Below are 12,744 nucleotides of genomic sequence, written 5' to 3' on the forward strand. Positions count from 1 at the left end.
AGCCTGAACCGTGTACACCGAGATCAACATCCTGGGGGTCTACGTCGCTCCGTTCGCGGTGATGATGCTCGCGGCCTGGATCGCGACCTTCCCGCTGAACATGCTCGCCAATCGCTCCGGTCTCTCGCGCAAGGTCTGGCACGCCGGCCTGTTCAATCTCTGCATCTACATCATCGTCCTTTCCGTCATCGTCCTTGTTGTGGGAGCCCGTCCATGACCGCCATTCATCCGACTGAAGACCGCCCGTCCGCCCCGCACAGACTATTGCCTGTCGTCTTCACGCTCTGCGCGCTCGCTGCCGCAAGTGTCCTGGGCTGGTGGATGTGGCATGCCTACATGGAGACCCCATGGACACGCGACGGCACCGTCCGCGCCTATGTTGTCACCGTCACGCCGCAAGTGTCGGGGCGCATCGTCGAGCTCGCGGTCAAGGCCGACCAGATGGTGCATAAGGGCGACCTGCTGATGGTCATCGAGCAGGACGATTATCAGATCGCGCTCGCCAATGCCGAGGCGGCGGCGGCGCGGGCCAAGGCGGATCTCCAGAACAAGGAGGCCCAATCGCAACGGCGGGCCGAGCTGAATTCACTGGCTGTCTCCAAGGAAGAGCAGGAGAGCTTTGCAGCCACCGCGACCATGGCCGCAGCGGCCTACCAGGAGGCCCTCGCCGTGCGCGACAAGGCCAAGCTCGATCTCAGCCGCACGCGGATCGTGTCGCCGGTGAATGGCTACATCAGCAATCTGCTCGTCCAGCCGGGGGATTATGCGACGTCCGGGCAGCGCGCGCTTTCGATCGTGGACAGCGACAGCTTCTGGGTCGACGGCTATTTCGAAGAGACCGTGCTGAGCGGCGTGCATCTGGGCGATGCGGCGGAGGTCTCGCTGATGGCCTATCCCGACAAGCTTGCGGGCCGCATCGTCGGCATTGGCCGCGGCATTGCCATCTCCAACGCCCAGCCCGATGCCTCGGGGCTGGCGACGGTGAACCCGATTTTCACCTGGGTGCGCCTCGCGCAACGCGTTCCCGTGCGGGTCGTGCTGGATCATGTGCCGCCGGCGATCACGCTGGCCGCCGGCATGACCGCCACCGTCTCGGTCGTCGGCGATCGCCCGCCGCGCGACCCCGCCACGGCGCTCCCGCCCGAGCGGCCGGCGGCAGCGCCTCGTCCCGTCAGCGAACGATGAGGGGATGCGCCCGCCGCATACATTGGTTTAGATCCTTACATCTAAATATACCCAAGAATACATGAGTATAATTTTCCTTCGCGCCTCCAGATCCGATGCTCATCGCGTTGGCTGATGCGGGTTTTGCGCCCACCCCGAAAGCGGTCGGCCTCTCGTCTCGCCCAAGCACCGAACCTCGCTATGGAAGGAAATACGCATGTCCTCGTCTTCAGATCCCACCGAGCTCCTCGGCAGCCTTGCTCGCGAAACCGATAAGGCGGAGCGGGACACCTCCGCCAGCAACCCCGGCCCGCAGAATCTCGGCCTGGTGAAACTCAATCCCAACGCCGACGTGCCGCCCCCCACCGATCACGGCGTGGTCGAGCCGTTCTGGTATTCCTACGACCTCACCCATCGCCGGGTTCAGGAAGGCGGCTGGACGCACCAGGTCACGACGCGCGAGCTCCCGGTCTCCAAGGATATTGCCGGCGTCAACATGCGCCTGACCAAGGGCAGCTTCCGGGAGCTGCACTGGCACCTCGCCGATGAGTGGGCGATCATGTTGTCCGGCAAGGCGCGGGTGACGGTGTTCACGCCCGATGGCGCCATGTTCGTCGATGATGTCTCCGCCGGCGATTTGTGGCTGTTCCCGGCCGGCGCGCCCCACTCCATCCAGGCGCTGGGCGAGGATGGATGTGAATTCCTGCTCGTCTTCAACCAAGGCGACTTCTCCGAGGAGAGCACGCTCCTGCTGTCCGACTGGCTGAAGCATACCCCGCCGGAAATCCTTCAGCGCAATTTTGGCCTGAGCGCCGAGGCGATCGCGAAACTGCCGAAGGGCGAGCCGCTCTACATCTTCCCGAGCGATGAGCCGGAAAAGTCGCTGGAGCAGGAGATCGCCGAGGTCGCCCAGCATGCCGCCAAGCCGAAGATGTCCTACACCTTCAAGGCCAGCACGATGAAGCCGACGAAGGAGAGCGACGCCGGCAACGTGAAGATCATCGATTCGCGGAACTTCCCCGCCTCGCAGAAGATCGCCTCCGCCATTGTAACGGTGAAGCCAGGCTGCATGCGTGAGCTGCACTGGCACCCCAATGGCAGCGAATGGCAATACTGGATCAAGGGCAAGGGCCGCATGACGGTGTTCCCCGGCCAGGAAGCGGCCCGGACCATGGACTTCACCGCCAATGATGTCGGCTTCGTCTCCAACATGGCGGGGCATTATATCGAGAACACCGGCGACGAGGATCTCGTGTTCCTTGAGATGTTCGTGGCGGGCGAATTCCAGGAGATCTCGCTCAACCGGTGGCTGCGCGCTCTGCCCGAGCAAGCGGCGATGGCTCACACCAACCTGTCGCGCGCCGACCTCGAAAAGATCCCGACCGGAGATCACCCGCTGCTGCGATAGGCCCCCACGGCGCGGCCGGATCCCTTGTGGATCCGGCCGCGGACACACCCGCCATCCCGACGACATCAGCCGATCGCCCGCCGGCGTCAAAGCAAGGGAATTGTCATCGTGGGGGACGCATCGCAAGCGCGCGGGCCTGACCCTGTCGGCGTCTCCCACTCTGCCTCCCGGCAGGTGACCAGCGCCCCCCGCCCGTTCACCGCCGAGGCGCGCCAACGCCTGTTCGCGGCCTTCGCCGTGCCGAACTTCAAGCGGTTCGTCTCCGGTCAAGGTATCAGCCTGGTGGGCTCCTGGACGGAGACCGTGGCCCAGGCCGTTCTTGTGCTCCAGCTCACCAATTCAGCAAAAGCGGTCGGCTTTGTCACTGCCGCGCGCTATCTGCCCGTCATGCTGCTGACGCCCTATGCCGGCCTCATCGTCGACCGATCCGACAAGCGCCGCGTGCTGATCCTGACAGCCACCTGCCTCGCCATGGTTTCGCTGCTGCAGGGAGCCATGGTGCTCACGCAGACGATCACGCTTCCGGCGATGTTCCTGTTCGCCTTAGCCTTTGGCGTCCTGTCCGCGCTGGATAATCCGGCGCGGCAGGCGTTCATTCCGGAAATGGTCGGCACAGGCCTCATCCGCAACGCGGTCACCCTGAACAGCACATTCGTCAATGTCGGCCGGGCCGTCGGCCCCATTGTGGCGGCCGGGCTCATCGCCACCATCGGGATCAGCTGGTGCTTCCTGGTGAATGCGGGGAGCTTCCTGTGCGTGCTCTACGCGCTTGCCACGATGCGGGTCGCTGACCTTCATCCCGTTGCGCCCACGCAATCAGCCCGCGGACAGTTGCTGCAAGGCCTGCGCTACGCGCTGACGGTGCCCGAGATCATCGGGCCGATCGCCATGATGGCGCTGATCGGCACCTTCACCTATGAGTTCGAAGTCAGCCTTCCCCTGTTCGCCCATGTCACCCTTCATGGGGAAGCAACCACATATAGCTGGCTGATCGGCGCGTTCGGCGCAGGGTCCGTCCTCGGCGGCATCTACTGCGTGGTCCGGCCCGAAACCGGCCTGCCGCGGATGGTCCGCGCGGCCCTGATCTATGCCGCCGGCATGTCTGCCACCGCAATGACGTCGTCCACTGCCGTCGCGGTGCCGCTGCTGATCCTGGTGGGCTTTGCCAGCATCATGTTCATCACCACGGGCAACAGTACCCTCCAACTGGTCGCGGAACCCCGGTTCCGGGGGCGGGTCATGGCGCTGTGGTCGACCGCCTTTATCGGCTCGACGCCCATCGGCGCCACCATCATCGGCTACATCGACAGCGTCAATCCGAGGCTGGCCCTGATGACAGGCGCCGCCGCCTGCCTGGCCGCCGCCCTGGTCGGGACCTGGACGAACAGATGGCATAGGTAAGCTGCGATACCACCAGGCGGATGCGACATCGGCGGCGGTTGCCTGGTCGGCTCGGCAGGAGCGACCGTTCGTCGTGCCTATGGCCTTTGCAAGGAGCGTCTTTGCGAGGAAATGACGCCGCGATGAGTGCTTCACCAGCCATCGCGGCCGCGCCCTGACCCGAGTGTGGGGACGGCATGACATCGCGGCGTGCCTCGGCCGTCGATCACGGGGCCTTTGATGCCGACGGCCGCGGCTTTACGCCGGCGGCTCAGCCCAGGGATTGCCCCAGCCTCTGTCCATAAGCCACGATGGAGCGCCCCACCGGCATGCGGTCAGCCTCATAAGCGACGAGCGCAGCGTCGAGATCGGGGCCGTTGCGCAGGGCATTTCGCAGGGCGAAGGCATCTCCCGCCGCCTTGGCGACACCCATGGCCGTGTGTGGGCGCGCCACAAAGGCGGCGTCGCCCATGAGCGCGATCCGCCCCAACACCATCCGCGCAGGCACATAGTCGAAGATGGCATGAACGAAGGGGCGCGGCTCGGCTGCCACGGCGTCGGCGAATGAAGGTGGCAACAGACGTCCGGCGTCCGCCCGCAGGGCGGCGACATCGTCGGGCCGCACACGGCCCGGCGCGAGCGAGAACGGCAAGCGTTTGCCCTCGATATCGGTGAGCACCGCATCAAGCGCCTCGGGGGCATAGCGGCGGTACCAGACCCAGTTGTAGCGGCGACGCCCGGGAGCGGTCGCGCCATCCGGTCCGGCAACCAGATAACCCAGGATGTGCGATCCGGCCATCTCGTAGAAGGCGAAGCGTTCGAACAACTGGCCGGCGGCGGCCGCTGGCACCGCGCCCTCGGGGACCAGCCCGCGCCACGTTGCGTAGCCGACATAGTCCGGCACGGAGTGCGGCCCGGCGACAGCGGCCCGCACCGCCGAGCCAATGCCGTCGGCACCGACCACCAGATCTGCGCGCTCCTCCCCTCCGTCCGCATATCGCACGCGGGCACCGTGCGCCTCACGGACCACGCCGATGGCGCGCCGCCCGGTCTGGTAGCGGTCGTCAGGCAGCAGATCGCGGAAGGTGCGGAACAGCACGTCCCAGGACAACTGCATCTGCGGCGTCCGCTGCCGTTGGATGATATCCCCCTCGCGGTCAAGATAGATCCGCTCGTGGGCCACCACGCCGATCTGGGCCACATGCTCCACCCCCACCTCGCGCAGGATGGCAAACACCTCCTGCTGCGCGACCAGACCGGCACCACGCCCTTCCAGGCCTTTGACCGAGCGCTCGGTCACGGTGACGTCGAAGCCGGCCCGGTGCAGCAGCACGGCGGCGAACAGGCCGCCGATCGAACCGCCGACGATGAGGATGCGTGGGGTCATGGCCATCTCCTTGTGCGAGCTCAGACGATGAAGTCGATCACTCCGCCATCGACCCGCAGAGCGGCGCCTGTGGTGGCGGAGGCGAGCGGCGAGGCAAGATAGACCGCCATGTTGGCCACCTCCTCGACCGTGGCCAGCCGTCCAATGATCGAGGATGGTCGATGGGCCTTCACGAATTCGGCGCCGGCCTGTTCCACCGTCTTCCCGGCGGACACCTCGGCCTTCAGCATCACGGCGACGCCTTCCGACAGCGTCGGCCCCGGCAGGATGGAGTTCACGGTCACGCCCGTCCCGGCCATGCGCTTGGCCAGGCCCCGGGCGAGGGAGACATCCGCGGTCTTGCTGACCCCGTAATGGATCATCTCGACGGGAATGTTGAAGGCGGATTCCGAGCCGAGGAACAGCATGCGGCCCCAGCCCTGCTGCGCCATTCCCGGCAGATAGGCGCGGGCGAGGCGCACGCCGGACATGACGTTGACCTCCCAGTGCAGATCCCAGACCGCGTCCTCGGTGTCGAAGAAATCGGACGGCTGGAAGATGCCGAGATTGTTGACGACGATGTCGAACGCAGGTTCTGCGGCGACGAGCGCCCTGGCGCCGTCCGCCGAGCCGAGGTCGATCGCAACACCGCGTGCCGTCCCACCGAGGCGGGCCAGGGCCGCATCGACCTTCGCTGCGGTGCGACCATTGATGACGACGGACGCCCCCGCCTGCTGGAGGCCCGTGGCGATTGCAAAGCCTATGCCTTCAGTGGACCCTGTGACGAGCGCGGTTCTTCCGGAAAGATCGATCTGCATTGCCTGCTCCTGAACCGTTGCCTGTGGTGCGAAGGAGACCTCCCCTTCGCAGCCCTCTTCATCGATGGCTCATTATTGCTTCGAGTGAGCGTTCCGCCGGGTGACACCTGATGCGGATGCCCCTCGTCTCCCGGTCGCACATCTCTGTCGCTGCGGCGGGGCGAAATGCCAAAGCGCTGCGATCTCATTGGGTTCCGTAAGCGTCCAGGTGCCGCGTCTTGCCGCGGAACACCCAATAAGCGTGGGCCTGATAGGCCAGAACCATGGGCAGCACCAAGACCACGCCGAAGACGGCGAAGCCCAGGGTCTGTGGATCGCTGGCGCCATCCCACAGTGTCACCTGCCACGGTACCACATAGGGCCACAGGCTGATCACCAGGCCGGAGAAGCCCAGCAGGAACAGGGCGATGGCCAGCAGGAACGGGCCCACCTCCCATTCGCTCCACAGGCTCTTCCAGAGGCCGGCGGCGACGCCGAGCGTGAGCAGGGGGATGGGTGCCAGATACAGGAGATGCCATCCCTCGAACCACCGCCGCGCCACTTCCGGCTCGGTCAATGCGGTCCAGCCGCTGACAAGCACCATCATGCCCATGGTCAGGATCAGCGCCGCGTGGGCGATCTCCCGCGCGAACACCTGTGTGGCGCCGTCGGTCTTCCAGATCAGCCAGCCGGCGCCGAGCAAGGCATAGCCACCCACGAGGCCCGCACCGCACAACACCCCGAGGAACGTCAGGCAGCTGAACGCACCGCCTGCATACATGCCGTCCTGCATGGGGATGCCACCGATCAGCCCGCCCAGAATGAGGCCCTGGCAAAACACCGCCAGCGCAGATCCACCGGCAAAGACCACATCCCAGACCACGCGGAAGCGCACGGTCTGCAGCCGGAACGCGAAGGCGATGCCCCGCCCGATCAAGGCGAACAGCATGAACACCACCGGCAGGTACAAAGCCGGCAGCAGCACATAATACGCGGCGGGAAAGGCCGCGAGCAGCAGGGTGCCGCCCATCACCAGCCAAGTCTCGTTGCCATCCCACACCGGCTCGACGCTGGCCATCATCATGTCGCGGTCGGCATCGCGCGGGGCGAACAGGAACAGGATCCCGACGCCCAGATCAAACCCATCGGCGAGGACATAGATCACCACCGCGCCGGCAGCGACGAGTGCAAACAACAGGGGCAGGTCCATGGCGCTACTCCCCCGGAGCCGGCTGAAAGCCGGACTGCGGTGTCTGAAGGGACGGATTGGTGGCGAGGCCCACCGCGGAGCGATCCGGGCCGGGGCGCGCTCTCCACGCCTCGTGCGCCGGTTCGCCCTCTGGCCCCTTGAGCACCGTGCGGGCCCCGAACCAGAAGAAGGTGAGAAGCAGGACATTGTAGATGAGGAAGAAGGCAATGAGGGTCGCACTCACCGCACCGGCCGAAACCGGCGCCACCGCGTCCGCGGTGCGCATGAGGCCATAGACCACGAACGGCTGCCGCCCGGCCTCGGTCACCGTCCAGCCGGCGATCACCGCCACGAAGCCCAGCGGGGTGACGGCCATCGCCACCGTCTGGAACCACCGCGTTTCATAGAGCCGCCCCCGCAAGCGCAGCACCAGCCCGGTGATCGCGGTGGCCAGCAGCGCGATGCCGATGCCCGCCATGATCCGGAAGGCGAAGAACACGATGGGCACGTACGGCCGATCCGACGCCGGCACCGCCTTGAGGCCCTGGACCTCCCCATCCCAGGAATGGGTCAGGTAAAGGCTTGCCAGATGCGGCACCTCGACAGCAAAGCGGTTCCGCGCCTCGTCCATGTCGGGCCATGCGAACAGCACGGCCGGCACGCCTTTTCCGGTGTCCCACAACCCCTCCATCGCAGCGAGCTTGGTGGGCTGGTATTCGAGCGTGTTGCGGCCGTGCATATCGCCGATCATGATCTGGGCCGGCGCCAGCACCAGCGCGGCCCACATGGCCATGGAAAACGCCGTGCGCGCGGTGCGCAGGTGGCGGCGCTGCCACAGGTGGAAAGCGGAGACGCCGGCGACGACGAACGCCCCGGTAAGGAAGCTCGCACACACCATGTGCATCAGCCGGTAGGGGAAGGACGGCGTGAAGATCACCTGCCACCAGTCGGTGACATGGAAGATGCCTTGGGCATCGGCCACCGCGCCCGCCGGCGTCTGCATCCACGAATTGGTGGCGATGATCCATGTGGCGCTGAACAAGGTGCCAAGCGCGACCATGCAGCAGGCGAAGAAATGCACGCCGCGGCTGACCCGGCCCTCGCCGAACAGCATGATGCCGATGAAGCCCGCCTCCAGGAAGAAGGCGGTCAAGACTTCATACATGAACAGCGGGCCGATGACGTTGCTGACCGCGCGGGAATAGCCCGCCCAGTTGGTGCCGATCTCGTAGCTCAGCACCACGCCGGTGATGACGCCCATGCCGAAGCCCATGGCGAAGATGCGGCTCCAGAACCGCATCAGGTCGCGATAGACGGTGCGCTGGGTGCGCCACCACAGGCCGCTGAGGCAGGCGACGTAGCAGGCGATGCCGATGCTGAAGGTCGGCCACAGGATATGAAAGCCGATGGTGAAGGCGAATTGAATGCGGGAGAGCAGCAGCGCGTCCATGGTCAGATTCTCCCTGCAGGCAGGGCGGCGGCCGCGCCCCGGGATTTCATCAGCCGCACCGGCACCGACTTCGAGGAGGGGGTGAAACTGAGCGGGTCATGCGCATAGAGCGGCACCAGCGGATTGGTCTCCGGGTAATAGGCCCCGCAGCACCCATCTGGCAGGTTGTATTCCACCAGTTTCAGCCCCGGCACCACGCGCTCGACCCCATCGGTGGAGTCGGTGACGAGGTCGACCCGCTCGCCGGCAATGAGGCCACGGCGCGCCAGTTCGCGCGCATTGAGGAACACCACGTCCCGCTGCCCGAACACGCCGCGATAGCGGTCGCTGCGGGAATAGAGCGTGGTGTTGTACTGGTCATGGCTCCGCATGGTGGTGAGCCACAGCACCTGCGGATCGAGGTCGGTGGGGTCTTCGTCGAACCCGCGCATCACCAGGAAGTTGGCGCGGCCGGACGAGGTCGCCCAGATGCGCTCGCGGGCCGGCGAGGCCAGGTGGAAGCCGCCCGGCTGGCGGATCCGGGCGTTATAGGCCTGAAAGATCGGGAACACGTCCTCGATCGCCTCGCGGATCAGATCGTAATTGGCGACCATGTCCTCCCAGGGCACCTTGGACGCCGCCCCCAGAGTCGCGCGCGCCAGGCCGGCGACGATGGCCGGCTCGCTGAGCAGGTGCTCAGATGCCGGGGTATTGCGCCCGGCAGATGCGTGAACCATGGACATGCTGTCCTCCACGGTGATGGATTGCGGCCCTCCCGCCTGCACATCCACCTCCGAGCGCGACAGGCAGGGCAGGATCAAGGCCGCGCGCCCGTGCACCAGATGGCTGCGGTTGAGCTTGGTGGAGACGTGAACGGTGAGATCGAGCTGGCGCATGGCCGCCTGGGTCTGCTGCCAATCCGGAATGGCGGCGGCGAAATTCCCGCCCATGGCGAAGAACACCTTCACCTCGCCCCGGAGCATGGCTTCCAGCGCCTGCACCACATTGTGGCCGGGGGCCTGCGGTGGCTTGAACCCGAAGCGCTTTTCCAGGCGGGCGAGGAAGTCGGCGCCGGGCACCTCGGTGATGCCCACCGTGCGGTCGCCCTGCACGTTGGAATGCCCGCGCACCGGGCAGATGCCGGCGCCGGGGCGGCCCAGATTGCCGCGCAACAGCGCCAGATTGGCGATCTGCTGCACCGTCTCGGCACCGCGGCGATGCTGGGTGATGCCCATGCCATAGACAAGAACCACCCGCTCCGCCTGCATGTAGACCTGGGCGGCAGCGCGGATCTCCGGCTCGCTCAGGCCGGACTTGCGCACGATGTCGCTCCACGCGGTGGCGCGCAGATCGGCGAGGAGGGGTTCGATCCCAGCGGTATGCCCGTGGATGAAATCCCAGTCGAGCACACGCTGGGCATCCTCCGCGGCCGTTTTGTCGTCAGCCTCCACCAGAACCTTCATCATCCCCTTGATGAGCGCGGCATCACCGCCGACACGGACCTGATAGAGCGCCGAACTGATGGGCGTCGACGTCATCGTCGCCATCTCGATGGGATTTTGGGGCGCCTGGAAGCGTTCCAGCGCCCGTTCGCGGAAAGGGTTGAAGGAGATGATCGCCGCCCCGCGCCGGGACGCATCCCGCAGGCTCGACATCATGCGCGGGCTGTTGGTGCCGGGGTTCTGGCCGAAGATGAAGATCGCGTCCGTCAGGTCGAAATCCTCCAGCAGACAGGTTCCCTTGCCGACGCCGATGGACATGGGCAGGCCGACGCTGGTGGCCTCGTGGCACATGTTGGAGCAGTCGGGGAAATTGTTGGTGCCGAACTCGCGCACGAACAGCTGATAGAGAAAGGCGGCTTCGTTCGAGGTCCGGCCCGATGTGTAGAAATCGGCCATATTCCTGTCCGGCAACGCCCGCAGGTGGGCGGCGATGCGTGTGAACGCCTCATCCCAACTGACCGGCAGGTAGCAGTCCGAGGCCGCGTCATAGGCCATGGGGTGGGTCAGGCGGCCCTGCATTTCCAGCTCGTAATCGCCCCAACGCGCCAGTTCGCTCACCGTGTGTGCCGCGAAGAACTCCGGCGTGCAGCGCATCTTCGTGGCTTCCCACGCCATCGCCTTGGCGCCGTTTTCACAGAATTCGAACGCCGAGGTGTGCTTGGGATCAGGCCAGGCGCAACCGGGGCAGTCGAAGCCTTCGGGCTGGTTCATGCGCAGCAGCGTCTCGGCGCCGCTCACCATCACGCTCTGTTCGGCGAGGGCTTTTCCGGTGGCTAACAGGGCGCCCCAGCCGCCGGCGGCGGCATGGTAAGGGCGAATGCTCTTGACGATGGTCATGGCCGGCTCCGGTGCAGATTTCGGGCAAGATGCGAGGGGGAGGCTGGATGTTCCGGCGGCGTGCGGGCGCAGGCCTGGTGCCGTCAGGTGCAGACCTCGAGGTCGTGCGCGCAGCGCCAGCGGTGTGGGGTCTGCCCGGTGAAGCGCTTGAAGACGGTGGTGAAGTGCGCCTGGGTCTGGAAGCCGACACTCAGCGCCACATCCACCAGCGATGCGCCGGGGACCGCAAGTAATTCCTGCGCACGGGCGATGCGGCGGCGCAGCAGATATTCATGCGGGCGCACCCCCGTAGCCACCCGGAACTGCGCGGCAAAATGCATGCGCGTGAGCCCGGCCGCCTCAGCCAAATCAGCCAGCGTGATCGTTTCGGCCAGATGGGCATCGACGAATTCCGTCACCCGCTTCAGCCGCCACTTCGGCAATGCGCTCTTCACGCGCCGCGGCGCATGGTCTTCGGCCTCGGCCAATAGCGTGGCGATGCGGCTGACGATCGCCAGGCCAACCGCGTTTGCGCACGTCGCGCCAAGCTCGGCTTCCGCATCTTGTCCCACGGTCAGGGTGCGCAGCAGGCGCTCCAGCCCGGCATCCTTTTGCAGCCGCGGGTCGCAGACCCCTGCCCGGTCTGCGCTCTCGCCGACTGGCGCGGCTCCGAACAGAGCCGATGTGGCGCCCCGCAGCCACAGCTGAAGCGTTGGCCGCGTCATGGGGTCCTGCCGCGTCAGCCTGCACCGCGTCACTTCGAGCGGGGCCTGAAGCTCCTCCCGGCCGTCCTGGACCGCCGGAAGACCCGTGAGCACCAGGGAGAGGCTGGTGAATTCGAAACGGACCGTGTGAGAATGGAAGACGAATGCGGTTGCGGGTCTTCGATCCGGCATCGCTCCGGCTTCGGCAGGGGCTTCAAGGTCCCGCGCGGCGACGCCGGCAAACGCAACGCTGGGCTTGGCCGCGGCCCGGGGAAACAGCCGGGCCACCGGATGGCCCTGTGTCTGGGGTGGGGGAAGATCGGTCAGCATTGCGGGGCTCCGTCCTTAATCTCGTTCGGATCAAGAATGTTGCCTTGGTCGCCAGACATCTATCCAACATAAGGCCATTTGGACCGCGCTTACGGCTACTCTGCTCATACCTAGGTATAATCGAAGCATTGACATGAAGAGCGCCGTGAATTGTGTTACCGTACAAGCGCAGTGGCGTTGATGTTCACACACAACTCTTCCGCCGCGCTGCAACGAGAGATGAGGTGAGGGAAAGATGGCCATAGCTGCGATGCGGATGCCCTGCGCTTGCCGCACGGACTTCACCCACCGAAACCAAGGCGCCGCCGTCGCAGCTGGGGCGCGCCATTGGAGGCTGCTCCCCGTCTGGCCGCGGAACAGCGCGCTCTTTTGCCATAAGCATCCCGCGCGGGAGCCTGAGCGGGCGGCTGTGGCGCGCATGTCGGCTCACAGGGGCGCGCAACGGCCGCAAGGAAGCGCGACGGCCATATCCAGGCGGTGAACAACCGGGTGTTTGATCTGGCGCGGATGGCGGCCGGGATGAGACCCTCGCCGCTCATGCGCGAAAGCGAGGGGGCGCAGGAAGCCGCGCTTGCTGAGCCGCGTTCGCCTGCGCAGGGCCGAAGGATCGGCATTGGCTACCGGCCAAAATACCGCCGGTGGCCGGTCGCCAGAAACGG

Annotated in this window: 10 protein-coding genes; 4 read left to right on the top strand and 6 right to left on the bottom strand. The window is 66.0% G+C overall.

Annotation, left to right across the window (positions count from 1 at the left end):
• The first annotated feature begins 10 nt into the window (after positions 1 to 10).
• The 4 genes from AAG816_RS24645 (at position 11) to AAG816_RS24660 (ending at position 3,973) form a co-directional block, all read left to right on the top strand.
• Positions 11 to 217: a DUF1656 domain-containing protein gene (locus AAG816_RS24645; RefSeq protein ID WP_341992355.1), complete on the top strand. Its 207-nt coding sequence runs from the start codon at positions 11 to 13 to the stop codon at positions 215 to 217.
• Positions 214 to 1,185 carry an HlyD family secretion protein gene (locus tag AAG816_RS24650; protein ID WP_341992356.1) on the top strand — a complete coding sequence of 324 codons (972 nt, stop codon included), beginning with the start codon at positions 214 to 216 and terminating at the stop codon, positions 1,183 to 1,185. Before AAG816_RS24645 ends, AAG816_RS24650 begins: the two co-directional genes overlap by 4 nt.
• A gap of 196 nt (positions 1,186 to 1,381) precedes the next feature.
• Entirely contained in the window at positions 1,382 to 2,572 is a 1,191-nt protein-coding gene (locus tag AAG816_RS24655) for a cupin domain-containing protein (protein ID WP_341992357.1), read from the top strand.
• 174 nt (positions 2,573 to 2,746) lie between these two features.
• Complete coding sequence (locus AAG816_RS24660; protein WP_341992358.1) at positions 2,747 to 3,973, top strand: MFS transporter; 1,227 nt, start codon at positions 2,747 to 2,749, stop codon at positions 3,971 to 3,973.
• A 250-nt stretch (positions 3,974 to 4,223) separates the two neighbouring features.
• Here AAG816_RS24660 and AAG816_RS24665 read toward each other — a convergent pair whose 3' ends face one another.
• From AAG816_RS24665 to AAG816_RS24690, 6 genes are all read right to left on the bottom strand, one after another.
• Entirely contained in the window at positions 4,224 to 5,339 is a 1,116-nt protein-coding gene (locus AAG816_RS24665) for an FAD binding domain-containing protein (RefSeq protein ID WP_341992359.1), read from the bottom strand.
• 20 nt (positions 5,340 to 5,359) lie between these two features.
• A complete protein-coding gene (locus tag AAG816_RS24670; RefSeq protein WP_341992360.1) occupies positions 5,360 to 6,136 on the bottom strand; it encodes an SDR family oxidoreductase in 777 nt (258 codons plus the stop codon).
• Between the two features lie 184 nt (positions 6,137 to 6,320).
• A complete protein-coding gene (locus AAG816_RS24675; protein ID WP_341992361.1) occupies positions 6,321 to 7,325 on the bottom strand; it encodes a cytochrome d ubiquinol oxidase subunit II in 1,005 nt (334 codons plus the stop codon).
• Between the two features lie 4 nt (positions 7,326 to 7,329).
• Entirely contained in the window at positions 7,330 to 8,754 is a 1,425-nt protein-coding gene (locus tag AAG816_RS24680; protein WP_341992362.1) for a cytochrome ubiquinol oxidase subunit I, read from the bottom strand.
• A gap of 2 nt (positions 8,755 to 8,756) precedes the next feature.
• Entirely contained in the window at positions 8,757 to 11,072 is a 2,316-nt protein-coding gene (locus tag AAG816_RS24685) for an FdhF/YdeP family oxidoreductase (protein ID WP_341992363.1), read from the bottom strand.
• A gap of 83 nt (positions 11,073 to 11,155) precedes the next feature.
• A complete protein-coding gene (locus AAG816_RS24690; RefSeq protein WP_341992364.1) occupies positions 11,156 to 12,085 on the bottom strand; it encodes an AraC family transcriptional regulator in 930 nt (309 codons plus the stop codon).
• Between the last annotated feature and the right edge of the window lie 659 nt (positions 12,086 to 12,744).

Origin of the sequence: Azorhizobium sp. AG788, from assembly GCF_943371865.1 — a bacterium.
Taxonomy (GTDB): Bacteria; Pseudomonadota; Alphaproteobacteria; order Rhizobiales; family Xanthobacteraceae; genus Azorhizobium.

What these genes read in the sequence shown, in the direction of transcription:
- AAG816_RS24650 (WP_341992356.1), top strand. Translation starts at nt 214, where the DNA reads ATGACCGCCATTCATCCGACTGAAGACCGCCCGTCCGCCCCGCACAGA.
- AAG816_RS24685 (WP_341992363.1), bottom strand. Translation starts at nt 11,072, where the DNA reads ATGACCATCGTCAAGAGCATTCGCCCTTACCATGCCGCCGCCGGCGGC.
- AAG816_RS24655 (WP_341992357.1), top strand. Translation starts at nt 1,382, where the DNA reads ATGTCCTCGTCTTCAGATCCCACCGAGCTCCTCGGCAGCCTTGCTCGC.
- AAG816_RS24680 (WP_341992362.1), bottom strand. Translation starts at nt 8,754, where the DNA reads ATGGACGCGCTGCTGCTCTCCCGCATTCAATTCGCCTTCACCATCGGC.
- AAG816_RS24665 (WP_341992359.1), bottom strand. Translation starts at nt 5,339, where the DNA reads ATGACCCCACGCATCCTCATCGTCGGCGGTTCGATCGGCGGCCTGTTC.
- AAG816_RS24675 (WP_341992361.1), bottom strand. Translation starts at nt 7,325, where the DNA reads ATGGACCTGCCCCTGTTGTTTGCACTCGTCGCTGCCGGCGCGGTGGTG.
- AAG816_RS24670 (WP_341992360.1), bottom strand. Translation starts at nt 6,136, where the DNA reads ATGCAGATCGATCTTTCCGGAAGAACCGCGCTCGTCACAGGGTCCACT.
- AAG816_RS24690 (WP_341992364.1), bottom strand. Translation starts at nt 12,085, where the DNA reads ATGCTGACCGATCTTCCCCCACCCCAGACACAGGGCCATCCGGTGGCC.